21 protein-coding genes and 2 tRNA genes are annotated in these 23,577 nt (G+C 65.0%); 8 read left to right on the top strand and 15 right to left on the bottom strand.

What is annotated here, in order from left to right; all coding sequences use genetic code 11:
* Nucleotide 1: 1 nt before the first annotated feature.
* From WH265_RS21920 to WH265_RS21910, 3 genes are read right to left on the bottom strand one after another with little or no spacing between them, the layout of a single operon-like run.
* Nucleotides 2-856 carry an enoyl-CoA hydratase family protein gene (locus tag WH265_RS21920; protein WP_339559647.1) on the bottom strand — a complete coding sequence of 285 codons (855 nt, stop codon included), beginning with the start codon at nt 854-856 and terminating at the stop codon, nt 2-4.
* A gap of 23 nt (nt 857-879) precedes the next feature.
* Nucleotides 880-1,653 (bottom strand): SDR family NAD(P)-dependent oxidoreductase, encoded by a 774-nt coding sequence (locus tag WH265_RS21915; protein WP_339559646.1) that lies wholly within the window; start codon nt 1,651-1,653, stop codon nt 880-882.
* Nucleotides 1,654-1,665: 12 nt separating this feature from the next.
* Nucleotides 1,666-3,993: a bifunctional salicylyl-CoA 5-hydroxylase/oxidoreductase gene (locus WH265_RS21910; RefSeq protein WP_339559645.1), complete on the bottom strand. Its 2,328-nt coding sequence runs from the start codon at nt 3,991-3,993 to the stop codon at nt 1,666-1,668.
* 116 nt (nt 3,994-4,109) lie between these two features.
* Between WH265_RS21910 and WH265_RS21905 the strand changes: the two genes are divergently transcribed.
* The gene (locus WH265_RS21905; protein WP_312986278.1) at nt 4,110-4,643 is read left to right on the top strand and encodes a MarR family winged helix-turn-helix transcriptional regulator; all 534 of its coding nucleotides are present in this window, start codon (nt 4,110-4,112) and stop codon (nt 4,641-4,643) included.
* Nucleotides 4,644-4,719: 76 nt separating this feature from the next.
* Here WH265_RS21905 and WH265_RS21900 read toward each other — a convergent pair whose 3' ends face one another.
* The gene (locus WH265_RS21900; protein ID WP_021029012.1) at nt 4,720-5,205 is read right to left on the bottom strand and encodes a universal stress protein; all 486 of its coding nucleotides are present in this window, start codon (nt 5,203-5,205) and stop codon (nt 4,720-4,722) included.
* A 125-nt stretch (nt 5,206-5,330) separates the two neighbouring features.
* Between WH265_RS21900 and tgt the strand changes: the two genes are divergently transcribed.
* Entirely contained in the window at nt 5,331-6,503 is a 1,173-nt protein-coding gene (gene tgt, locus WH265_RS21895; RefSeq protein WP_339559644.1) for a tRNA guanosine(34) transglycosylase Tgt, read from the top strand.
* Between the two features lie 377 nt (nt 6,504-6,880).
* On the top strand, nt 6,881-8,302 hold the full coding sequence (locus tag WH265_RS21890) for a GGDEF domain-containing protein (RefSeq protein ID WP_148293327.1): 1,422 nt from the start codon (nt 6,881-6,883) through the stop codon (nt 8,300-8,302).
* Here WH265_RS21890 and WH265_RS21885 read toward each other — a convergent pair.
* Genes WH265_RS21885 through WH265_RS21875 form a run of 3 tightly spaced genes read right to left on the bottom strand, consistent with a single transcriptional unit; the run spans nt 8,299 to nt 10,117 of the window.
* Nucleotides 8,299-9,084: a DUF2145 domain-containing protein gene (locus tag WH265_RS21885; RefSeq protein WP_339559643.1), complete on the bottom strand. Its 786-nt coding sequence runs from the start codon at nt 9,082-9,084 to the stop codon at nt 8,299-8,301. The genes WH265_RS21890 and WH265_RS21885 overlap by 4 nt on opposite strands.
* 17 nt (nt 9,085-9,101) lie before the next feature.
* Nucleotides 9,102-9,578 (bottom strand): hypothetical protein, encoded by a 477-nt coding sequence (locus tag WH265_RS21880; protein WP_339559642.1) that lies wholly within the window; start codon nt 9,576-9,578, stop codon nt 9,102-9,104.
* Nucleotides 9,579-9,616: 38 nt separating this feature from the next.
* A complete protein-coding gene (locus WH265_RS21875) occupies nt 9,617-10,117 on the bottom strand; it encodes a YiaA/YiaB family inner membrane protein (protein ID WP_339559641.1) in 501 nt (166 codons plus the stop codon).
* Nucleotides 10,118-10,341: 224 nt separating this feature from the next.
* On the opposite strand from WH265_RS21875, the gene mdeB reads away from it, so the two are divergent.
* The 3 genes from mdeB (at nt 10,342) to WH265_RS21860 (ending at nt 15,501) form a co-directional block, all read left to right on the top strand.
* Nucleotides 10,342-12,981, top strand: a complete 2,640-nt coding sequence (gene mdeB / locus WH265_RS21870) for an alpha-ketoglutarate dehydrogenase (RefSeq protein WP_339559640.1) — start codon at nt 10,342-10,344, stop codon at nt 12,979-12,981.
* 254 nt (nt 12,982-13,235) lie between these two features.
* Nucleotides 13,236-14,441 (top strand): ABC transporter substrate-binding protein, encoded by a 1,206-nt coding sequence (locus WH265_RS21865; protein ID WP_021028330.1) that lies wholly within the window; start codon nt 13,236-13,238, stop codon nt 14,439-14,441.
* Nucleotides 14,442-14,592: 151 nt separating this feature from the next.
* On the top strand, nt 14,593-15,501 hold the full coding sequence (locus WH265_RS21860) for a dienelactone hydrolase family protein (protein ID WP_339559639.1): 909 nt from the start codon (nt 14,593-14,595) through the stop codon (nt 15,499-15,501).
* Between the two features lie 83 nt (nt 15,502-15,584).
* Here WH265_RS21860 and WH265_RS21855 read toward each other — a convergent pair whose 3' ends face one another.
* Genes WH265_RS21855 through WH265_RS21845 form a run of 3 tightly spaced genes read right to left on the bottom strand, consistent with a single transcriptional unit; the run spans nt 15,585 to nt 18,793 of the window.
* A complete protein-coding gene (locus tag WH265_RS21855; RefSeq protein WP_339537039.1) occupies nt 15,585-15,878 on the bottom strand; it encodes a putative hemolysin in 294 nt (97 codons plus the stop codon).
* A 28-nt stretch (nt 15,879-15,906) separates the two neighbouring features.
* The gene (locus tag WH265_RS21850; protein ID WP_339559638.1) at nt 15,907-17,883 is read right to left on the bottom strand and encodes an MFS transporter; all 1,977 of its coding nucleotides are present in this window, start codon (nt 17,881-17,883) and stop codon (nt 15,907-15,909) included.
* A 55-nt stretch (nt 17,884-17,938) separates the two neighbouring features.
* Nucleotides 17,939-18,793 (bottom strand): hypothetical protein, encoded by an 855-nt coding sequence (locus tag WH265_RS21845; protein WP_339559637.1) that lies wholly within the window; start codon nt 18,791-18,793, stop codon nt 17,939-17,941.
* Between the two features lie 91 nt (nt 18,794-18,884).
* On the opposite strand from WH265_RS21845, the gene WH265_RS21840 reads away from it, so the two are divergent.
* On the top strand, nt 18,885-19,637 hold the full coding sequence (locus WH265_RS21840; protein WP_116926318.1) for a helix-turn-helix domain-containing protein: 753 nt from the start codon (nt 18,885-18,887) through the stop codon (nt 19,635-19,637).
* Here WH265_RS21840 and WH265_RS21835 read toward each other — a convergent pair.
* Nucleotides 19,634-20,887, bottom strand: a complete 1,254-nt coding sequence (locus WH265_RS21835; protein ID WP_339559636.1) for an FIST signal transduction protein — start codon at nt 20,885-20,887, stop codon at nt 19,634-19,636. The two genes, WH265_RS21840 and WH265_RS21835, sit on opposite strands and share 4 nt — an antisense overlap.
* A 78-nt stretch (nt 20,888-20,965) precedes the next feature.
* A complete protein-coding gene (locus WH265_RS21830; protein WP_339559635.1) occupies nt 20,966-21,922 on the bottom strand; it encodes a PhaM family polyhydroxyalkanoate granule multifunctional regulatory protein in 957 nt (318 codons plus the stop codon).
* Nucleotides 21,923-22,077: 155 nt separating this feature from the next.
* Here WH265_RS21830 and WH265_RS21825 point away from each other — a divergent pair, with 155 nt between their 5' ends.
* On the top strand, nt 22,078-22,491 hold the full coding sequence (locus WH265_RS21825) for a VOC family protein (protein WP_027011219.1): 414 nt from the start codon (nt 22,078-22,080) through the stop codon (nt 22,489-22,491).
* Nucleotides 22,492-22,641: 150 nt separating this feature from the next.
* On the opposite strand, the gene WH265_RS21820 is transcribed toward WH265_RS21825, so the two are convergent.
* The 3 genes from WH265_RS21820 to rplQ form a co-directional block, all read right to left on the bottom strand.
* Nucleotides 22,642-22,718 (bottom strand) — tRNA-Met (locus tag WH265_RS21820).
* A gap of 209 nt (nt 22,719-22,927) precedes the next feature.
* Nucleotides 22,928-23,004, bottom strand: a tRNA-Met gene (locus tag WH265_RS21815).
* 166 nt (nt 23,005-23,170) lie between these two features.
* Nucleotides 23,171-23,557 carry a 50S ribosomal protein L17 gene (rplQ, locus tag WH265_RS21810; protein ID WP_021028321.1) on the bottom strand — a complete coding sequence of 129 codons (387 nt, stop codon included), beginning with the start codon at nt 23,555-23,557 and terminating at the stop codon, nt 23,171-23,173.
* Between the last annotated feature and the right edge of the window lie 20 nt (nt 23,558-23,577).

Raw genomic sequence — 23,577 nt, 5'->3', positions numbered from 1 at the left:
GTCAGTTCCCCTGGAATTGCGGCTTTTGCTTAGCCACAAAGGCCTCGTAGGCGCGCTTGAAGTCTTCGGTCAGCATGCAGATGGCCTGCGCCTGCGCCTCGGCCTCAATGGCCTGGTCGATGGTCATCGCCCATTCCTGGTGCAGCTGGGTCTTGGTGATGCCATTGGCAAAGCTCGGGCCTGCGGCCAAGTCGGCGGCCATCTGCTGGGCCTGCACCAGCAGCGCTTCGGGCTCTGCCAGGCGGTTGAAAAAGCCCCAGCGCTCGCCCTCGTCGCCGCCCAGGCTGCGGCCGGTGTAGAGCAGCTCGCTGGCGCGCCCCTGGCCGATGATGCGCGGCAAAAAGGCGCAGGCGCCCATGTCGCAGCCGGCCAGGCCCACGCGGTTGAACAGGAACGCGGTCTTGCTGCGGGCCGTGCCCAGGCGCATGTCCGAGGCCATGGCCATGATGGCGCCAGCGCCCGCGCAGATGCCATCGACCGCCGCAATGATGGGCTGCGGGCAGGCGCGCATGGCCTTGATGAGCTCGCCCGTCATGCGGGTGAACATCAGCAGCTCGGGGGCCTTCAGGGCCACCAGCGGGCCGATGATTTCATGCACATCGCCGCCCGAGCAGAAGTTGCCGCCCGCGCCCACCAGCACCACGGCCTTCACATCCTGCGCCCATTTCAGCCGGTGGAACAGGTCGCGCAGCTCTGCATAGGAGTCAAAGGTCAGTGGGTTCTTGCGCTCGGGCCGGTTCAAGGTGATCGTCGCCACGCCGGCATGGACCTGCCACAAAAAATGCTGTGCCTGGTAGCCGGCCAGCTGTTGGTGGTTGCCCGCCACCAGCGCGGGGTCGATTCGGTATTCACTCATGCCTGTCTCCACAAATTCGGGGTTCACATCACTTCGCCGCCTGCCACCGCAATGGCCTGGCCAGTCATCGCGCCAGCGCCTTTACCGCAGAGCCAGACGACCGCATCGGCCACCTCTTGCGGCTGCACCAGGCGGCCCTGGGGGTTGTCGCGCACAAATTCGGCCATGGCCTGCTCGGGGCTGCGGCCGGTCTTGGCCACCACCCGGTCGATGCTGGTCTTGACCAGGTCGGTTTCGGTATAGCCCGGGCACACGGCATTGACCGTGATGCCCCGGCTTGCAACCTCCAGCGCCAGCGCCCGGGTCAGGCCCACCACGCCATGCTTGGCCGCCACATAGGCCGACACATAGGCGTAGCCGATCAGCCCTGCCGTGCTGGCCACGTTGACGATGCGGCCATAGCCGGCCGCCTGCATCGCTGGCAGCACCTGCTGCATGCACAGCATCGTGCCGGTCAGGTTCACCGCCAGCATCTGCGACCAGAGCTGGGCATCGGTCTTCATAAAGGGCGCGCTCTGCGCCTGGCCGGCGTTGTTCACCAGGATCTGGATATCGCCAAAGGCGGCGACAGCCTGCGCAAAGGCCGCGACCACCTCCGGCCCCTGCGCCACATCGGCCAGCACCCGCTGGCACTGGCCTGGGTAGGCATCCACCAGTTTTTGCAGCGGCTCGGGCCGGCGGCCCAGCACCGTCACCCGCGCGCCCTGCGCCAGCAGCTGGCGCGCAATCGCCTCGCCAATGCCCTGGCCGGCGCCGGTTACCAGTGCATGCTGTCCTTTAAAGGTCTTGCTTGGCATCGGCAGCGCTCCTCAATGGCCAGCGGCCGCTTGCTGGGCCTTTTCGCGCTCGAACAGGCTCTCCATCTGGCGCTTGCCGGCAAAGTAGGGCTTGGGCCAGGCGATGGCGGTGTAGCCAATCTTGGCCGCCTCGGTCAAGGTCCAGGCCGGGTTGGCCAGGTGCGGGCGAGCGACAGCACAGAGATCGGCGCGGCCGGCCGCAATGATGGAGTTGGCATGGTCGGCCTCGCTGATCGCGCCGACGGCCATCGTCGCAATGCCTGCCTCCTGGCGGATGCGGTCGGCAAAAGGCGTCTGGAACATGCGGCCATAGACCGGTTTTTCCTGCTTGCTGACCTGGCCGGACGAGCAGTCGATCAGGTCCGCGCCTGCGGCCTTGAAGGCCTTGGCAATCTCTACCGCGTCATCGGGGGTGATGCCGCCGGGCACCCAGTCATGGGCGGAGATGCGCACCGACATCGGCCGCTCCTGCGGCCAGACGGCACGCACGGCCCGGAACACCTCCAGCGGGTAGCGCAGGCGGTTTTCCAAGCTGCCGCCATAGGCGTCGCTGCGCTGGTTGGTCAAGGGCGAAATGAAGCTGGACAGCAGATAACCATGGGCGCAGTGCAGCTCCAGCCAATCGGCGCCGACCTCGGCGGCCATCTGGGCAGCCTGCACAAACTGCTGCTTGACCTCTGCCATCTGGGTCAAGGTCATCGCCTGCGAGATCTGGCTCACGCCTTCCAGGTACTGCTGGGGCGAGGCCGAGATGATCGGCCAGTTGCCCTCGGCGAGCGGCAGGTCCGTGCCTTCCCAGGCCAGGCGGGTGGAGGCTTTCGCTCCGGCATGGCCGATCTGCATCGCAAACTTGGCATCAGTGTGGGTGTGGATCCAGTCGCTGATGCGCTGCCAGGCCTGCTTTTGTGCCTGGCTGTAGGTGCCCGGGCAGCCGGGGGTGATGCGGCCTTCGGGGCTGACGCAGGCCATCTCGGCAAATACCAGACCGGCGCCGCCCATGGCCCGCGCCCCCAGGTGCACCAGGTGGTAGTCACCGGGCACGCCATCGACCGCCGAGTACTGCGCCATTGGCGAGACGACGATGCGGTTCTTCAAGGTCAGGCCGCGCAGGGTATAGGGCAGGAACATCGGCGGCGGCGCCTTGCCCTGTACCTCCACCCCGTTTTGCGCGGCCAGCCAGGCCTCATAGCCACCCAGCCAGGCGGCATCGCGCAGGCGCAGGTTCTCATGGCTGATGCGCTGGCTGCGCGTCAGCATCGAGTACATGAACTGCTCGGGTTCGAGCTGGTCGCAGTAGCGCTTGCCGCAGACTTCGAACCACTCCATCGCATTCCAGGCGGCATTCTGGATGCGCAAGGTCTCCACCCGGCGCAGCGCCTGGTAGGCCTCCAGCACCGCAGGTATCTGCGCCTTGCCATCGCCCAGCTGCTGGAACTGCCGCGCCAGCTCGATCGCATCTTCAATGGCCAGCTTGGTGCCCGAGCCAATCGCAAAATGCGCCGTGTGCACGGCATCACCCATCAGCACCACATGGCTGCCCTTGGCGTTTTGCAGCCACCACTGGTCGCAGACCACGCGCTGGAAATTGATCCAGGCCGAGCCGCGCAAATGGCGGGCATTGGTCATCAGCCGCGCGCCTTGCAGGTTGTCGGCAAACAGCTTTTCGCAAAAGGCAATCGACTGCGCCTGGTCGGCCGTGTCCAGGCCGCAGGCCCTCCAGGTCTCTTCGGTGGTCTCGACGATGAAGGTCGAGGTCTTGTCGTCGAACTGGTAGATATGGGCCTGGAACCAGCCGTGCTCGGTGCGCACAAAGTCAAAGGTGAAGGCCTCGTAGACCTTGTTGGCGCCCAGCCAGATAAAGCGGTTGGGGCGGGTGACGATATCGGGCTTGAAGACCTCGGCGTACTTGCTGCGGATGCGCGAGTTCACGCCATCGCTGGCGATGATCAGGTCGGCATCGGCATAGTCTTCGTCGGACTGCACATCGGTCTCGAACACGAGCTGAACACCCAGCTGCTCGCAGCGCGCCTGCAGGATGTTGAGCAAATGCTTGCGGCCGATGCCGACAAAGCCATGGCCGCCCGAGCGGATCTTGCGGCCCTTGAACAGCAACTCGATATCGTCCCAGTGGTTGAAGGCCTCTTCGATCTGCGCAGCCGTCGCCGGGTCCCATTCGCGCATGTTGTCCATCGTCGCATCAGAGAACACCACCCCCCAGCCAAAGGTGTCATAGGGCTTGTTGCGCTCGACCACGGTCACGTCATGCGCGGGGTCCATCTGCTTCATCAGCAGTGCGAAATACAAGCCGGCGGGGCCGCCGCCGATGCAGACAATTTTCATGGCCAGGACCGTCCTGAAAAATACTTTATAACTAAATTATTGATGCATAAATAATTCACTAAAATACGCACATACCCTATCACTGGAGCCGCCTGCGGTACTGCACCATGGGCGCCATGGCTGACATGCAAACCCTCTGCAACTCCCCCTCCGACACCGGTGGCGGCATGGCTGGCCGCGAGGCCGGCCTCGCCCATGACGAACACCAGGCCGTGCGCCTGTGGCTGCGGCTGATGACCTGCAGCACGCAGATCGAACAGGTGATTCGCAGCAAGCTGCGCACCCAGTTCGCCACCACCCTGCCGCGCTTTGACTACCTGGCCCAGCTCAGCCGCTTCCCCAAGGGCCTGCGCATGAAGACGCTGTCCGAGTACCTGATGGTGACGGGCGGCAATATCACCGGTCTGACGGACCAGTTGGTGGCAGAAGGCTGGGTGGAGCGGGTGGCCGATGACGAGGACCGGCGATCGATGACGGTGCGCCTGACGCGCAGCGGCAAAAAGCAGTTCAGCACCATGGCCAAGGCGCATGAGCAATGGCTGGAGCATTTGCTCGCGCCCCTGGGCGCAGATGCCGCGCGTGAGCTGTATGAGCAGCTGGGCCTGCTGCGGCAGATCGTGGGCCAGCGGGTGGAGCAGCTTGCCGACTGAGTGCCAGCCCTAAAAATGACAAAGAGCCTGCGGACCGCCCCTGGTCCGGCAGGCTCTCAGGCTTCTCTTTGAAGAATTACATCGCGGTATCGGCCTGGCTGAGGTCGCCATCGGCCTCATCGGCCTCCAGCACCTCGGGCATCTTGACGATGGTGGTCGGCACCTTGCTGTGGCGGGCCACCTCGCGCGAGACCGAGCCGATCAGAATGCTGCCCAGCATGCTCTCGCCGGTGGCACCGAGCACGATCAGGCCGCAGCCCTTCTCCTCGGCGATGTCGAGCAGGCTCGCGTAGATATCGCCCAGGCGGATCTCCACCTCATACGAGACACCGGCCAGGCGCAGCATGTCCAGCGCCGGGGCGACCAGGTCCATGCCCGCTTCCAGGCTGGCATTGGCGATCAGCTCCGAATCCTGCGTGGCCAGCTCCAGAAAGCTCGCCTCCTTTTGCACATGGGCGACCACCACATGGGCGCGCAAGCCCTGCTGCACCAGCTGCACGCCGTGCTGCACCGCCTGCAGCGAGTTGGGCGATCCGTCGACGGCGATCATGATGTTGAGCATGGGCTTCTCCTTGGCAGTGAAAGATAAGACCAGTGTAGCGATCTGCCGGCAGCCCCTGTGTCAGAGACGAGCCTGCGAAACCCGCCGCGCCGTCAACTACCGCACATCTGCGAAAATGCCCGGTTATGCTGCAGTTCGACCTTCTCAAAACCGATCCCACCAGCCACGCACGCCGTGGCACGCTCACGCTCAACCATGGCGTGGTGCAGACCCCCATCTTCATGCCCGTGGGCACCTATGGCACCGTCAAGGGCGTGATGCCACGCAGCCTCGAGGAAATGGGCGCCCAGATCATTCTGGGCAATACCTTCCACCTGTGGATGCGCCCGGGGCTGGATGTGATGAAGAGCTTTGGCGGCCTGCACGGTTTCGAGAAATGGGACAAGCCCATTCTGACCGACTCGGGTGGCTTCCAGGTCTGGTCGCTGGGCGCGATGCGCAAGATCACCGAAGAAGGCGTGCATTTCCAAAGCCCGGTCAATGGCGACAAGCTGTTCATGTCGCCCGAGGTCAGCATGCAGATCCAGACGATTCTGAACTCGGACATCGTCATGCAGCTCGACGAGTGCACGCCGTACGAGACCAACGGCAAAAAGACCACCGAGGCCGAGGCGCGCAAATCGATGGAGATGAGCCGCCGCTGGGCCAAGCGCTCCAAGGAAGAGTTCGAGCGCCTGGGCAACCCCAATGCCTTGTTCGGCATCGTGCAGGGCGGCATGTTCAAGAACCTGCGCGAGGAATCGCTGCAAGGCCTGCTGGAGATCGATTTCCCCGGCTACGCCGTGGGCGGCGTCTCGGTGGGAGAGCCCAAGGACGAGATGCTGGACATCATGCAGCACACGCCCCACCTGCTGCCTGCCAACAAGCCGCGCTACCTGATGGGCGTGGGCACGCCCGAGGACCTGGTCCAGGGTGTGGCCGATGGCGTGGACATGTTCGACTGCGTGATGCCCACGCGCAATGCGCGCAACGGCACCATCTTCACCCGCTATGGCGACCTGAAGATCCGCAACGCCCGCCACAAGACCGACCACCAGCCCATCGACACCTCCTGCACCTGCCACGCCTGCGCCGGCAAGAGCGGCGTGAGCTGGGACAACGGCGGGCGCGAGGGTTTCAGCCGCGCCTACCTGCACCACCTGGACCGCTGCGGTGAGATGCTGGGCCCCATGCTGACCACCATCCACAACCTGCACTACTACCTGAACCTGATGCAGGAAGTGCGCCAGTCGCTCGATGCCGGCCACTTTGCCCAGTTCCGCGCGCAGTTCAAGTCGGACCGGGCACGCGGTATCTAAGTTCTCGGCCCCCCCTCCCCTGCCATGCAAAGCGTGGGGGCCAAGAGACAGCGCAGCATGGCGCTTGACAGCCCCTGCGTAAAGTAAGAGACAGCGCCGTCTGGGGCTTTGCGCCCCTCGGTGCACCGCAGCTGCCCACGGCAACAGCGCTGTTTGATCCCGGCATATTTCAGATTGATGCGCCGACTGGCATGCGTTCTTAGCTCCCATTTTGGAAGCAATAGCGATTGACTGAGATTATCGATTAATCAAAATCTCAGCCAGGCCCTGCGCGGCTGCAGCACTCTGCCCACCTGCCAATGTGTGACTGGCCCACGGGGTCGGGCCCATGGCGGTGCAGGGGAGCGGGTATATTTCGCCCATCCTCCCTCACACCCATGCTGACCGCGTCGCCCGTCCACCCCTTGGAGCAACCCCATAGCGGTCGCTTGCTGCTCTGCGCCAGCTTAGCGGTGTTTGCGGCAGCGATGGTGGGCATCCTGCTGCGGCCGCTGGGTTACCTCTCGGTGTTCTGGCCTGCCAACCAGATCGTGCTGGTGCTGCTGCTGCGCTACCCGCGCCTCATGCGCCCGCTGGGGCTCGCCGCCCTTTTTGCCAGCTTTGTGCTGGCCGATCTGATCACCGGCACCTCCTTGTGGCTGTCCCTGGGCTTTACCACCGCCAACCTGTGCGGCGCCGCCTGCGGCTGGCTGTTCTTGCGCCGGCAATCCCAGCGCGATCTGCAGATGGAGGGCCAGTATTCCGCCTTGCTGGTGTTCTTTGCCAGCGGCATGGCCTCCACGGCATCGGCGGCCATTGGCGGGCCCATCAGCGCCTGGGCCTTTGATCTGTCGATGAGCCAGGGGCTGCTGATGTGGTGGACCGGCGAATGGATGAACGCGATGATGCTGCTGCCGTTCCTGCTGGCGCTGCCCTCGGCACGCAGCAGCGGCGCAAAGCAAGAGCGCCAGTCCTGGGCCTTGAAACTGCTGCCCGCACTGGCCGTGGTTGGCCTGGAGATGACCAGCTACATGGTGGGCAACAAGGTCGGCTCCTTGGTGTTCTCGCTGCCTGCGCTGCTGTGGTGCGCGCTGTCCTACCGCATCCTGACCACGGCCATCATCACCATGCTGGTGTTTGTGACCAAGGTGATCGTGATCTCCAACATCGTGGGCTTTATCCCGGCCAATGTGCTGGATGTGGCCAGCCTGCGCCTGGGCATCACGATGCTGATCCTGGGGCCGCTGTCGGTGGCGGGCTCGCACGCCGCACGCGCCGAGCTCCTGCACCGCATGCGCTACCAGGCCCACCACGACAGCCTCACCGATGTGCTCAGCCGCAATGGCTTTGTGCAGGCCAGCCACGCGCTGCTCAAGCGCCTGACCCATGAAGGCAGCTCGGCGGCGGTGCTGATGCTGGACCTGGACCATTTCAAGCGCGTCAACGACAACCACGGCCATGCCAGCGGCGACCGCCTGCTGCGCGATGTCAGCCAGGTGCTGACCGAATCGCTGCGCCCCCAGGATGTGCTGGGCCGCATCGGCGGGGAAGAGTTTGCCGTGGTGCTGCCCCATATCAGCTTTGAAGACGCCACCGCCATTGCCGAGCGCCTCTGCCATACCGTGCGCAGCGGCCACTTTCTGACGGCGCACCACGAGCCGCTGCAGGCCACGCTCAGCATCGGCCTGGCCTACAAACAAGCGCTGCGGGCGGGTGACAGCCTCGAAGACCTGCTGCGCGAAGCGGACCTGGCCCTGTACCAGGCCAAGGCCCAGGGCCGCGACTGCGCGGTCTGGACGGCGCCGCTCTCTGCGGCTTAACGCAGCAGCACCGGCGCCGACGCCAAGCCGCTGCGCTGCAAAAACGCCAACGCAGAATCCACCGTCGCCGTTTCAATATGGCCGGCAAAGCGCTTTTCGGGCGGGTGGTCGTCAAAGGCGATATTGGCGCGCGTCATGCGGCCGCCCAGCCGGGTCATCGCACCGATGCGCAAATCGCTGGGCTGGTAGCCCTGCAGCTGCAACCAGGCCTGCGCCTGGCCCCGGTCATGCACGGTTTGCGGCGCCAGCGCCTGGGCCAGGGTCTCCAGCGCCCACTGGTTGCTTTGCTGGTAACGCAGGCTCCAGGGATAGGCCAGCATGCTGTAGCGCGGCTCGTGCAGCTGCAAGGGCTGCGCGTTGGCCGACAGCGCCAGCAGCAGCTGTTGCTGCACCTCCTTGGCCGGCACCACCACCACCGCCTGGTAGCGCCACATATCGTCTAGAAAGAACTCGCCCAGGCCCTGTCGGTAGACATGGGAAGTGGCAGTGCCGCAGTCATTGAGCTTGTGCACCACACGCCAGGCGCCGGTGGCCGATTTGTAGGCCCAGCCCATGTGCGAGAACTGCAGCTGGTACTTGCGCAGATCCTGGCCCTGGCGGCCCAGCAACACCAGCTGCGCACCGCTGGCATCCAGCGCCTGAGCGACGTTTTGCGCCAGGCTCAGGCTTTGGCGCACGCTGTCGAGCGTGGGCTTTTGCGGCTCGCAGCTGCGGCCGGCCTGCGCGGCCGTGGCGGCCAGCAGTGCGGCGGCCAACAGGCCCAGGCGCAGAGGTTTCAACATGGCCATCTCCTTGGTCATCACAAGCGCTCGTTGTAGAGCAGTGCCTTACCCACCTCATTGGGAATAAAGGCAATCACCTCGCCAGCGGCCGACAGCAGCACGCCGGCCCCCACCACGCTGACGAGAATCGCCGTGCCCACACCGGCGGCGCTGGCGCCCAGGGCACCGGCCGACAGCTCAATGCTGGCCGCCGCGCCGTCCGATGCACTCTCCAGCAACCAGACCGTGCCCTTGGCCGATGCCTGCACACCCTTGACGATAAGCTGGGCGCCATCGACCGACAGCGCCACCGGCAGGGCGACCACGCTGGCCGACGCCCCCACCGAGGCCGCCGTGCCCACGACCACCGAGGCAATCGGCAGGGCCGAGAGCACCAACGACGCATCGCTTTGTGCCCGGGCCGCCGGGGCGGTGGCCAAACCCAGCACCAGGGCGGTGCTGGCCAGAGTGGAAGCAGCGCGGCGCTGCCATTTACTGAAAGTAAGATTGAACATGTGCTGCTCCCGTGTTGGCGGCATCATCCGATGGGCGCTCACACGCGCTCCTGCGGGTGGCCCGCGTCCTGCTCGCGGGGCGCGCTGCGCATGCTGCGGGCCTGTTGGATAGCGCTGGCCAGGTCCGACTCATGCTTGTCGCGCAGCATCTTGGCCAGGGTGAAGGCGGTGGTGATCATGTACATCCAGCTCACGCCCAAAAAGGCCTTGTAGGTCGGGTTGATGTCCATGCTGAGCAAACCCCAGCCGGTCAGCCCCATCGCGATCGCAAAACCGCCCCAGACCACAAAGCGCCACATGGGGGTGTCGCCAGCTGCCTGGCTGCTGCCCGCTTGCTTGTCCCGCACAAACTTGGCCAGCACAAAGGCGGCCGAGAGGCAGAACATATAGCCCATCACCATGAACGCCTGCTCCAGGTGTTGCCCTGGCAGCCAGGCCAGGCCGATCGCGCACATCGAGACCGCAATACCGAACGAGATCCATACCTGGTATTGCCATGCACGGGTGTCACGCTGAACAGGATTGGAGAATGGAGACATGGTGGGTCGGAGCAACAGGGCCCCGCTTTGGTTGAACACGCTGCGATGATGCAGGCAAGCGGCTGCACCAGCATCCCCTTTTAATGCCGGTAGCAGTTTTCAAAGAGCCAGGTATCGAAAGGCAATACTTTCAAGGCGCCGCGTTTGTCGCCGGGCCTCGCGCCTTGGCGACGCTTCCATGGCATGATTCCGAGCATTCACCAAGAACCAGACAGGAGACCACCGTGCGCCAGCCGCCCCACCATGTGCCCGCCACCCCGCAAGCTGACCCGGCCGAACTGGCCGAGTGGTGCGATGCCTTCGATGGAATGCTGGCGGCCTATGGCTCGGCGCAGGGCAAGGAGCAGGCGGGCGCGCTGCTCGATGCGCTGCTGGCCCATGCCCGCAAGCGCCATGTGGCCTGGAAGCCCTCGGGCAACACGCCCTACGTCAACACCGTCACGGTGGATGAGCAGCCGCCCTACCCCGGCGATGTGGCGCTGGAGAAAAAGCTCTCGGCCATCCTGCGCTGGAACGCGCTGGCGATGGTGGTGCGCGCCAATGCCGCGCATGGCGAGCTGGGCGGCCACATCGCCAGCTATGCCTCGGCGGCCGATCTGTTCGAGACCGGCTTCAACCATTTCTTCCGCGCCGATGATGGCCACCAGGCCGCTGACCTGGTGTACTTCCAGCCCCACTCCTCGCCCGGCGTCTATGCCCGCGCCTTTCTGGAAGGGCGCCTGGGCGAAGAGAACCTGGCCCACTACCGCCAGGAGCTGGTGGCCGCCAGCCAGGGCATCCAGGGCCTGTGCTCCTACCCGCACCCCTACCTGATGCCCGAGTTCTGGCAGTTCCCCACCGGCTCGATGGGCATCGGACCGATCAATGCGATCTACCAGGCGCGCTTCATGCGCTACCTGGCCGACCGGGACCTGGCCGATACCGCCGGCCGCAAGGTCTGGGGCTTTTTTGGCGATGGCGAAATGGACGAGCCCGAATCCATCGCCGCCCTCACCCTGGCCGCCCGCGAGGGGCTGGACAACTGCATCTTCGTCATCAACTGCAACCTGCAGCGGCTCGATGGCCCGGTGCGCGGCAATGGCCGCATCGTCGATGAGCTCGAAGCGCTCTTTAGCGGCGCGGGCTGGAACGTGGTCAAATGCCTCTGGGGCTCGGAGTGGGATGCGCTGCTGGCGCGCGACCACAGCCATGTGCTGGCGCGCACGTTTGCGCACACGGTCGACGGCGAGTTCCAGACCCTGTCGGCCAACGATGGCGCCTTCAACCGCGAGCATTTCTTCAACCAGAGCCCCGAGCTGGCGGCGCTGGTCGCCCACCTGTCCGACAGCGACATCGACCGCCTGCGCCGTGGCGGCCATGACCCGGTCAAGATCCACGCCGCCTTTGCCAGCGCCGCTGCGCACAGCGGCCAACCCACCGTGGTGCTGGCCAAGACGATGAAAGGCTATGGCATGGGCAGCATCGGCCAGGGCCGCATGACCTCGCACCAGCAAAAAAAGCTGGGCGCCGAAGACCTGCTGGCCTTCCGCGACCGCTTCAACCTGCCGCTGAGCGATGCCCAGGCCACCTCGGCCGCCTTCCTCAAGCCCGCCGATGGCAGCGCCGAGATGCGCTATCTGCTGGCGCGCCGCCAGGCGCTGGGTGGCTTTTTGCCGGCGCGCAAAGGCCAGGCCACGCCCGTGGCCGTGCCCGATCTGCAGGCGACGGCCGGCTTTGCACTGCAGGCCGAGGGCAAGCCGATGAGCACCACGATGGCCTTTGTGCGCCAGCTGGGCAACCTGCTCAAGGACCCGACCCTGGGCCCGCGCATCGTGCCCATCGTGGCCGATGAGGCACGCACCTTTGGCATGGCCGGGCTGTTCCGCCAGGTGGGCATCTACGCGCCTTTTGGCCAGCTCTACCAACCCGAGGACAACGCCTCGATGCTGCTCTACCGCGAAGCGAGCAGCGGCCAGATCCTGGAAGAAGGCATCAGCGAAGCGGGCGCGCTGTCGTCCTGGACGGCGGCCGCCACCAGCTATAGCACCCATGGCACGGCCATGCTGCCGTTCTTCATCTTCTACAGCATGTTCGGCTTCCAGCGCGTGGGCGATTTGATCTGGGCCGCTGCCGACCAGCGCGCACGCGGCTTTTTGATCGGCGCCACCTCCGGGCGCACCACTTTGGGCGGCGAAGGCCTGCAGCACCAGGACGGCAGCAGCCTGCTGAGCGCCTCCACCGTGCCCAACTGCAAGAGCTACGACCCCGCCTTTGCCGGCGAGTTGGCCGTCATCATCGACCATGGCATGCAGCGCATGCTGCAAGAGCAGCGCGACGAGTTCTTCTACATCACCGTCACCAACGAAAACGTGGCCAACCCCAGCCTGCCGCCTGAGGCCCATGAAGGCGTCATCCGGGGCATGTACCGGCTGCAGGCCGGCTCTGCGCACAGCCCGCGCCGGGTGCAACTGCTGGGCAGCGGCGCCATCATGGGCGAGGTGCTCAAGGCCGCTGCCATTCTGGAGCGCGAGCATGGCGTCGCTGCTGATGTCTGGAGTGTCACCAGCTATGCCGAGCTGGCCCGCGATGGCGAGGCCCAGCTGGAGCGCTGGCGCGCCGGCAAGGCCAGCGCCCCCAGCTGGTTTGCGCAGCAGCTGGCGTCTTCGCAAGGCCCCATCATTGCCGCCAGCGACTATGTGCGCGCCTTGCCCGAGCTGGTGCGCGCCTACCTGCCCACGGATGACCGTGGCCTGCCGCGCCAGCATTACTACACGCTGGGGACGGACGGCTTTGGCCGCAGTGATTCGCGCGCGGCGCTGCGCCAGCATTTCGCCGTCGATGCCGCCGCCATCGTGCAGACCTATCTGCGCAGCCAGCAGCGCTGAGCACCCGTTCGACGGGGGTGCGCAAAAAAGCCAAGCCACTGTGCACAAGCGCCCAGGCGGTCGCGATACTCCTGAATTGATAGCTGCCCGTGCTTTTGAGACAAGCACTGGCAGCTATTTTTATGGAAGCTGTGCCCAATAAGGCACCCGGTGCAGCGCAGTAATTGTCCCAATACCACCTGGCGCTGTGCATGCCAGTATCTGCTCCATGCGGCTGCCGCATCGAGACAACACCATAAACATCAGGAGCAACTATGCAACGCACTCGCCTGGCGCAAGCCTTGGCCACCTTGGGACTGCTGGGCTTGACCGCCGCCATGGGCACGGCCCATGCACAGGACAAGGTCAAGATCGGCTACATCTCCGACCTGTCGAGCCTCTATGCCGACCTCGAAGGCAAGGGTGGCGCCACCGCCATCCAGATGGCGATTGACGACTTTGGCGGCAAGGTGCTGGGCAAGCCGATCGAAATGCTGGTGGTCGACCACCAGAACAAGGCCGATATCGCCGCCAGCAAGGCACGCGAGTGGATCGACACGCAGAACCTGACGATGATCTTCAGCGGCACCAACTCGGGCACCGCGCTGGCGCTGGCCAAGGTGGCCGATGAGAAAAAGCGCGTGATGATCAACAACGGCGCGGGCACCTCGGCGCTGACCAACGAGGCCTGCACGCCTTACACCGTGCACTATGCCTATGACACCGTGGCGCTGTCCAAGGGTGCGGCCGGCGCCATTGTCGACAACGGCGGCAAGAACTGGTTCTTTCTGACCGCCGACTATGCCTTTGGCCATGCGATGGAAGCCGATGCCACCAAGGTCGTCAAGGCCAAGGGCGGCGCCGTGGCTGCTGCCGTGCGCCACCCGCTCAATGCCTCCGACTTCTCGTCCTTCCTGCTGCAGGCGCAAAGCTCCAAGGCCCAGGTGCTGGCGCTGGCCAATGCCGGCGGCGACACCATCAACGCCATCAAGGCGGCCAAGGAATTCGGCATCGACAAGTCGATGAAGATTGCGCCGCTGCTCGTCTTCTACAGCGACATCCACAGTCTGGGCCTGAAGAACACCGCCGGCATGCAGTTCGTCACCAGCTGGTACTGGGACATGAACGACGCAACGCGCAAGTTCGCCGACGCCTACATGAAAAAAACCCAGCGCCGCCCCACCGAAATCCAGGCCGCCGACTACTCGGCCACGATGAACTACCTCAAGGCCGTGCAGGCTGCCGGCACCACCGATGCCGACAAGGTGATGGAGACCTGGCGCGGCATGAAGATGGACGACTTCTTTGGCTCGGGCACCTTGCGCGCCGACGGCAGCTACATCCACGACATGTACCTGGTCCAGGTCAAGACCCCGCAGGAATCCAAGGGCACCTGGGACTACTACAAGATCGTCAAGAAGCTGCCCGGTGACGAGGTGTTCACGACCAAGGAAGAAACCAAGTGCGCGCTGTGGAAGTGAGCTGAGTCCAGCCACCCCCACCACGATGCCTGGCGATGCCAGGCATTTTTCTTGCATGAACACGGCGGCGCCGGCGCGCCAGCCACCTTGTCAGGGGCTGTTTTTTATCGTCCCCCATAATGGGGCTGCCATCCGCAGAAAAGGAAATCCTATGTCCCAGACTCCCAGCAATGCCGATTTCGACTCCCTTCTCCCGGGCCGCGCCACCTTGGCCGGCAGCACCCGCCGCAGCGCCCTGCAAATGGCGCTGGGCGTAGGCTACGCCGCAGCAGCGGTGCCAGTGATGGCGCAAACCGCCATCAAGACCCCCGATACCGGGCTGACGGCCGGCACGATCCAGTACACGGTTGACGGCTTCCAGGTCAGCGCCTACCGCGCAGCGCCCGCTGGCAAGACCCACCTGCCGGTGGTCCTGGTGATCCAGGAAATCTTTGGCGTGCATGACTACATTGCCGACACCTGCCGGCGCCTGGCCCAGCTGGGCTACCTGGCCATTGCACCCGAGCTGTTTGCGCGCCAGGGCGACCCGCGCAAGTACACCGAAATCAGCCAGCTGCAAAGCGAGCTGGTCAGCAAGGTACCCGATGCCCAGGTCATCAAGGACCTGGACGCCGCCCTCGCCTGGGCCAAAGAAAATGGCGGCGACACCAGCCGCGCCGGCATCACCGGTTTTTGCTGGGGCGGCCGTATCACCTGGCTGTATGCCGCCACCGGCAAGGTCAAGGCCGGTGTCGCCTGGTATGGCCGCCTGCAAGGCGCTGCCAGCGAGTTGCAGCCCACGCACCCCATTGACCTCAGCGGCGCACTCAAGGCCCCCGTGCTCGGCCTCTACGGCGGCAAGGACCAGGGCATTCCGCTTGAGTCCGTGGAGGCCATGAAGCAAAGCCTGCAAAAGGCCGGTGTCGCTGGCAATGCCGCCGCTGCTGCGTCGAGCTTTCATGTCTATCCGGAAGCGGGCCACGCCTTCCATGCCGACTACCGCCCCAGCTACCGCAAGGATGCGGCCGAAGACGGCTGGAAGCGCATGCAGGAATGGTTCAAGACGCATGGCGTGATCTAAAACCTAGATCGCCAGCGACTCCGCAAGATAAAACCCCTGCCAGCGCACGATGCGCGGGCAGGGGTTTGTCGTTGCTGGGGCGCTCAGTTCATTGGGTTGTCGCGCCAGAACAGGTCCCAGGGGTCCATTTCCTTGCCGTCGGGGAATTTGCACACCGTGTTCTTGCCCTTGGGCGTGTTGAGCAAGGCGCCGCCCATCTGCACGCAGTAGGCCGATGCGGGGCTGCGCGGGCCGGCATAGACGGTGGCGCGTGTGAAAGCCTCCTTCTCTTCAGGGTCATGCAGCGGCTTCAGGCCCGAAGTACTGGTGCAGGCGGCCAGGGCGGACATGGCCACCAGGGCTGCCACGCTTTTGTACAGAATCGTTAGAGAGGTCATCACAAAGCCATTCGTTGTCCAGCCTGCATTATCCCAAAGCGGGCGAACCGCTGCCATGGCCGCCCTCCTGGTCCAGCAACTCGCCCACGCGCTGGCGCAGCTGCTCGGCAGAGCACTCGGCGGCCGGGCTGGCAGCTCCAATGCGCAAGGTCACGCGGTTGAACAAGCCTCGGCGGAACGGGCGGGTCATCGCGCCCTTGGGCTCGATGCGGCTGAAGAACGACCCCCAGAGGTTGGTCAGCGCCATCGGCACCACAGGTACCTCCAGCCCATCGGCACGGGCCTGCTCCAGGATCTTCATCACGCCGCCCTTGAAGGCCTGCAGCTCGCCATCGCGGGTGATGCCGCCCTCGGGAAAGATAGCGAGCAGATCGCCCTCGCGCAGCACCTGCGCGGCCCGGGCAAAGGCGGCCTCGTAGACGGCAGGGTCTTCGCTGCGGGGCGCCACCGGAATCGCCTTGCACAGGCGGAACAGCCAGCCCAGCAGGGGCGTGCGGAAGATGCGGTAGTCCATCACAAAGTAGATCGGGCGCGGGCTGGCGGCCATCATCAGGATGGGGTCGACAAAGCTCACATGGTTGCAGGTCAGCAGCGCCGGCCCGCTGGTGGGGATGTGCTGCGCGCCCTGCACGCGAAAGCGGTAGACCAGGTTGGTGACCAGCCAGGCAATGCAGCGCAGCAGGTATTCGGGCACCAGCAAGAAGATGTAGGTGGCAACGATGGCATTGGCAATGCCGGTGAACAGAAAGATCTGCGGCACCGAAAAGCCCGCGCCCAGCAAGGCGCCGGCAATGACCGAGCTGGCGATCATGAACAGCGCATTCAAGATATTGTTGGCCGCAATGATGCGGGCGCGGTGCGTGGGTTGGCTGCGCAGCTGGATCAGCGCATACATGGGCACGCTGTAGAGGCCCGCAAACAGCGACAGCAGCGCCAGATCGGCCATCACGCGCCAGTGCGCCGGCTGGCTGATGAAGGCCAGCGCCGTCCAGGCCTGGGCCGGCTGCGCCAGGCCGCGCGAGGCAAAGTACAGGTCAATCGCAAACACGCTCATGCCGATGGTGCCAATGGGCACCAGGCCAATCTCCACCTGGCGGCGCGAGAGCACTTCGCACAGCAGCGAACCCAGGCCGATGCCGATGGAAAACACCACCAGCAGCAGCGAGGCCACATGCTCGTTGCCATGCAGCACCTCCTTGGCAAAGCTGGGGAACTGGCTCAGAAACACCGCGCCAAAGAACCACATCCAGCTGATGCCCAGCAGCGAGCGGAACACCACCACATTGCCGTGCGCCAGCTTCAGGTTGCGCCAGGTCTCGCTCACCGGGTTCCAGTTGATCTTAAGGCCCGGGTCGGTGGCCGGCACCACCGGCACGCCTTGCGCCGTGAGGCGCCCCACCACCGCCAGGCCCAGGCAGGCCACGCCCACCGCGGCATGGCCGATACCGGGCAGAGCCACCAGCAGGCCACCCACGACATTGCCCAGCAAGATGGCGACAAAGGTGCCCATCTCGACCATGCCATTGCCGCCGGTCAGCTCATCGTCGCGCAGCACCTGGGGCAGGTAGGCAAACTTCACCGGCCCGAACAGCGTGGAATGCAGGCCCATCAAGAACACGCAGCCCAGCAGCAGCGCCGGGCTCTCGATCCAGAAGCCCACACCAGCGATCAGCATCACGCCAATCTCCAGATCCTTGACGAAGCGGATCATGCGGTGCTTTTCGTACTTGTCGGTCAGTTGCCCCGAGGTGGCCGAGAACAGCAAAAAAGGCAGGATGAACAAGGCCCCGATCACCAGGCCGGCCATCGCAGGCGGCATCCAGGCCACCTGCAGCTGGTAGGTCACCATGACGGTGAAGGCGAACTTGAACAGGTTGTCGTTGGCGGCCCCGGCGAACTGGGTCCAGAAGAAAGGGGCAAAGCGGCGCTGGCCCAGCAAGGCAAACTGGTTGGGATGGTCTGGCGCCTCAGTGGCAGGCACAGACGGGGCATGTGGACGGTTCATGGAACAAGCATCTCCTGGCGGATCAAGGGCGGTGGGGGTGGTCGGTACCGGGCATTCAGCGCAAACGCCCTGCCCCCAGCGCGCCGCCCCCGATTGTGCCTGCGGACGCGCGGTTTGCGTGCGCCCGATGGCGCAGTTGCTGCAAGCTGCGCAGCAGCGGCAACACCGCCAGCGCAGCGGCCAGGTGCTTGAGCGCATGGCCGGCCACCAGATGGCCACTGCCGGCCCAGACAGCGGCATCGCCCAGCTCGAACAGCTTGGCCAGCGCATACCAGGCCACAACGGCGGCCAGGGGCCAGCGGATGGGATGAGCGGCCGGTGGGCTGCGCTGCTGCCACAGCGCCAGTACCACCAGCAGCACCATGCCTGCGCCTTGCAACACGGCCCAGGGCAGCAACTGCCCGGTCTGCAACCAGGTCCACAGCGCCAGCGGCCCGCCCAGCAGCACGGCGAGTGCTGTCAGCCAGGCGGCGCGGGCGTTCAGCAGCGACTGCAGCGCCAGGCCCAGCACCCCGGCAAACACCGGCACCATGCCCATGCGGTCCCAGAAGACGCGCAGATCACCGGGCAGCAGGTGGTAGTAGGACGAACCGGCGGCGGTCAGCACCAGGCCGCCAAACACCAGCAGCAACCAGGGCATCGCTCCTTGGGAGCGCAGCGTCTCTGCGGGCGTTTTGAAAGTCGCCAGCAAGCCCCAGATGCCGACCAGCAGGAACGGCAGATTGCTCAGCACATCGGCCGCGTTGACCAGGCCCAGCAGCGGGCGCTGGTCGGCAAAGTCATGGTAATGGGCCGCCTGCGGCACATGGGGCCCCAGGCAGGCCAAGGCCAGCAGGGCGGCATAGAAGGCATACAGCGCGTATTCCGCAGCCGGGCTGCGGGGGCTTGGGGGTTGGGAGGTATCAGTCATGGCCTGCACTGTGCCGCTGGCGCGCCAGAGCGTCTCGCAATCCCGGCGCGATCCCCTATGATGGCACCCAAAGTATGACAGGACGATACCCATGAGCACCACCGCCGATCTGGTACTGGCATTGAAGAAAGAGCTGAAGGCCGCACAGATGACCTATGCCGACCTGGCCGAGGCGCTGGGCATGGCTGAGTCCAGCGTCAAGCGCATGCTGGCCAAGGGCGACATGCCGCTGTCGCGCATCGATGCCATCTGCCATGTGCTGCGCCTCGATTTTGCCGACCTGGCGCGCCGCGTGGCCGACAACCAGCCGCTGATCAAGGAGCTGACGCAGCAGCAGGAGCAGGCGGTAGTGGCAGACAAGAAGCTGCTGCTGATGGCCATCTGCGTGCTCAGCCAGTGGACGCTGGAGCAGGTGCTGGCCACCTACCGCTTGAGCGAGGCCGAGGGCATCAAGTACCTGGCGCAGCTCGACCGCATCGGCATCATCGAGTTGCGCCCGATGAACCGCTACCGGCTCAAGCTGGCCAAGACCTTCCGCTGGCGCCCACATGGCCCGGTGATGGAGTATTTCCGCGAGAACGCGGTGCACGACTATTTCTCGGGCACCTTCGACAAATCCGGCGAGGGCTTGATGCTCGTGCATGGCGCCATCAGCCGCACCCTGGCGCCGGCCTTTTTGGAGCGCCTGCAGCGCGTGGCCCAGGACTTTGCACAGCAGCACCTGACCGACCAGCGTCTGCCCGAGAAGGAGCGCGAGGGCTACACCCTGCTGCTGGCCATGCGCAGCTGGGAGCTGTCGGTGTTTACCGAAATGCGGCGCCTGCAGCCGGGTGGCAACCGCTAAGCGGCCTGGGTAAACAGCATCAGCGCACCGGCATAGCGGTGCAGCTGCTGGCCGGCAATCTCGCCCTGGCTGTAAAAACCCACCAGCGGGATATCGCCCAGCACATGGTGGATCAGCTCGAGCTCGGCGCCGGGCACGCCGAAATAGGGGCTCGCCCGCTGCGCGCAGCTGATGTAGACGGCCCCTGCAATGCGGCGGCCGACCGCCGCATCGCCCAGGGCGCTATCGCCCAGCGGCAGACCGGTCTGCGCCTCGGCGGGCGACAGCGACTCTTGCAGCTCGGCACACATGCGCAGCAAATCGGCGCGGGCCGCCGACAGGTTGCGCTGGCAAAAGCACAGGTACTGCTGGGGCTGCGCCAGCTCTGACAGCACAATGCCCCGGCTGGCCATGTCCACGCCTACCAGCGGCACCACGCGCGCCTCCGGGCCCAGCTGCCCGGCGTGCACAGCCGATTCGGGCGCATGCGGCTCCAGCGCGGCATGGATATGGCGCATCGTGCGGGTGGCCCGCTCGGGGTCCGCATCCAGCCGCACGGGCATCAGCTCTTCGAGCACATCGAGCGCGGGCCGGCCATCCAAAGCCAGCACCACATGGCCTTGCATCGCGGTGATGCGCATGCGCGCGCCCATGACCTGGCAGCCCTGGGTCAGCTCCTGCACCACACCGGCATCGGCAGAGAACGCCAGGCCCGAGAGCCCACCGCGCAGCACTCCGCTGTGGCTCGGGCCCAGCGCCTTGCTCCAGGCCAGTTGCAGCGGCGCCACCGCCTCGGAGTTAAGGCCGCCAAGCACGCTGCCGGCGCGCGTACGCGCGGCCAGCTCTTCGAGCAGTTCTGCAAAATCCGGCAGGCCCGCATCGGCATGCACCAGCGCGCGCTCCCAGGGCGATGTAGGCGCCACCGGCAGTGGTGCGATGCCCGAAAACAGGCGGTAGGAATGGGCAGGCAGCTCCAGCAGCATGACCGACAGCGCTGGCTCGTTCAGGTATTCGGCATGCGAGGCCATCACGCCCACGCCGACCGAGCCGCTCCAGTCGCCGATCTGCGGAAACTCGTCCTGCAAGGCTTCCAGCAGCTGCGGCGCATGGCGCGCAAAGGCATCGGTGAAATACACCAGCCCCAGGTTGGGCGCGCTGGCATAGCCCGCCTGGGCCATGCGGCCACGCAGTTGGGCCACCACCAGCGCCACGGCCATCCGCCAGTCGGGATGGGTCACATGGCCATAGGGAAAAAGCTTTGTGCCTGCCATTGTCAAAAACCTGCTGCTGCGCGGCGGCCAGGCCAGTCCCGCGCTAAAAAATCACCAACGCTCAACCGTACTGTTGACTCAACGCTGACCGGGGGATGGCTTGCGCGGGGCGGCCTTCCGCGGGGCGGCCGTCCGCGGGGCGGCCTTGCGTGGCGCGGACTGTCGGTTGCCGTTGGTGGGCGTCGCCTTGGGGGGGGCCGTCTGCTTGCTGGCACTGCGTGCCGCGCTGGGCTGCGGCCCGCTCTTGGGCTTCTGGGTAGACGCCTTGCCAGCGTTGCCAGCGTTGGCATGGCTTGTCGAAGTCGCGCTGCGCTTGGCTGCAGCCGGCTGGCCCATCGCCGCTTTGGCCGCCGCCTTGCCGGCTTCGGCCATCTCTTCGGCTGTGCTGCGCACTGCCTGCGCGGCAGTGGCTGCCGCCTGCTGGGTGCTGGCCGCATGGGCCATCGCCTGCTCGGTGACATCCTGCACCGCCTGCTGGGCAATGTGCTGGAACTGCTGGGTCAGCGCACCCCACCACTGCATGGGATCGGTCACCGAGGCTGCTGCGGCACTGCTGGCCGGCTCGGCTTTTTCAGGGGCTTCTGCGGCGGCGGCTGGCGCGGGAGCCGGTGTGGCTGCAGGCGCTGGGCTGGGTGCGGCTTGCGCTGGGGCCGAGGCCTGCGGCGCAGCCGCTGCGGCAGCTTCTTGCGCCTGCGCTGCCGTGCTCTGCGCAAACTGCTGCCAGCTTTGCACCATGGTGCTGGCCCAGTTTTCCACCGGCACATTCATCGTCTGCAAGGCCGACAAGGTCATCTTCTGCACTTCCATCGCCTGGATGGTGGCGGCCAGTGCGCGCTGGTTCTGCTCCAGCCAGAACAGCACGGTTTTCAGCTCCTGAATCCGCTTTTCCAGGTCCGGCACATTCATCGTGGGCGCCACCCATTCCTGCCATTGCGCAAAAGCCGCAGAAGGCTTGGAGCTGCTGCCCGCTGCGAGCTTTTGCAGAAAATCGAAACCAGGGGCAAAGGGGTTGAATGACTGGGCGGAGTCCTGCATGGTGTTGTCTCCAGGGGTTGGGGCTGTTGGACGCGGTTGCAATGCCAGGGTGTATGCTGCACAGCTTAGCGGATTGTGCAGCCCCTGCCTATGTGATAAATCGCTTGCGGCTGCGTACGACCACCCTTGCAACCCTGCCTTTTGAGCCCGCCACCATGCAGAGCCTTTTCCATCTCGCCTTCCATGTGCACGACCTGGATGCTGCACGCCACTTCTACCGCGACACGCTCGGCTGCGCCGAAGGCCGCAGCACCGACAGCTGGGTGGATTTTGATTTCTTTGGCCACCAGATCTCCTGCCACCTGGGCAAGCCTTTTGAGACCAGCAATACGGGCCTGGTGGGCAACCACAAGGTGCCAATGCCGCACTTCGGTCTGGTGCTGAAACTCGAAGACTGGAAGCAGCTGGCCGAGCGCCTGCGCGCCGCCAACACCCGTTTTGTGCTGGAGCCCCAGGTGCGCTTTGAAGGCGAGCCCGGCGAGCAGTGGACGATGTTCTTCTATGACCCGAGCGGCAACCCGATCGAGGTCAAAGGCTTTCGCTCGCTGGAGCAGTTGTACGCGCATTGATGGGGCGCGGAGGCCCCGCGACTGACGGCGGGGCGGGCGCTGGTGCTACCCTGCCCTGGGCGGGTGGCGCATCGACCCTGCCCGGTTGCTTGTTGACGCACGGGGCGCGGACAACAAAAAAGCCAGCTCGAAAGCTGGCTTTTGGTGTTCTGGTTGCGCGAGAAGGATTTGAACCTCCGACCTTTGGGTTATGAGCCCAACGAGCTACCAGACTGCTCCATCGCGCACCGCAATTATAGCGCGACTTTGGTACTGCATTTTGGCCGAATGCGCTTTTAGCGTATATTTTTTGCGCTTCGACTTTTATAGCAATCTTGGCGGGGTCAAAGCGGCGGCCTTAGCGGCCCACTTTTCCGGCTGACCAGCCCGGTCCGCAACGGTGCTGCCCGGCAGCCGGGCACAAAAAAGCCAGCTCGAAAGCTGGCTTTTGGTGTTCTGGTTGCGCGAGAAGGATTTGAACCTCCGACCTTTGGGTTATGAGCCCAACGAGCTACCAGACTGCTCCATCGCGCACTTGCATTATAGCTCGGGTTTTCCTTAATACGAAGCGCTTTGTCATCATTTGGAAAACTATTTGTGCAGATGGGCCTCCAGCGCAGCCTGGAGCGGTCGGAAAACGCGCGGCGCCAAAGAAAAAGCCCACCGGAGTGGGCTTTTTCAGTCAGAACCTGCAGAGGGCTTATTCTGCTGCGGCATCACCGGCTTCTTCAGCGCGGTCCACCAGTTCAACATAGGCCATAGGCGCGTTGTCGCCCACGCGGAAACCCATCTTCAGGATACGGGTGTAGCCGCCTGGACGGTTGGCCGAGCGAGGACCCAGCACGTTGAACAGCTTGGTGACGCTGTCGCGGCTGCGCAGACGGTCAAAAGCCAGACGGCGGTTAGCCACGGTGTCCACCTTGGCCAGCGTGATCATGGGCTCGATCACCTTGCGCAGTTCCTTGGCTTTAGGAACGGTGGTCTTGATGGCTTCGTGCTCGATGAGCGAATTCATCATGTTTTGCAGCATCGCCTTACGGTGAGACGAGGTGCGGTTCAGTTTGCGGAGGCCGTGTCCGTGACGCATGGTGCTTTTCCTTTTAGATT

It is taken from the genome of Comamonas sp. MYb396, from assembly GCF_037479555.1.
GTDB lineage: Bacteria > Pseudomonadota > Gammaproteobacteria > Burkholderiales > Burkholderiaceae_C > Comamonas.
Note: the sequence above shows the minus strand (reverse complement) of the source record. Positions and strands in the feature narration are given on the sequence as shown.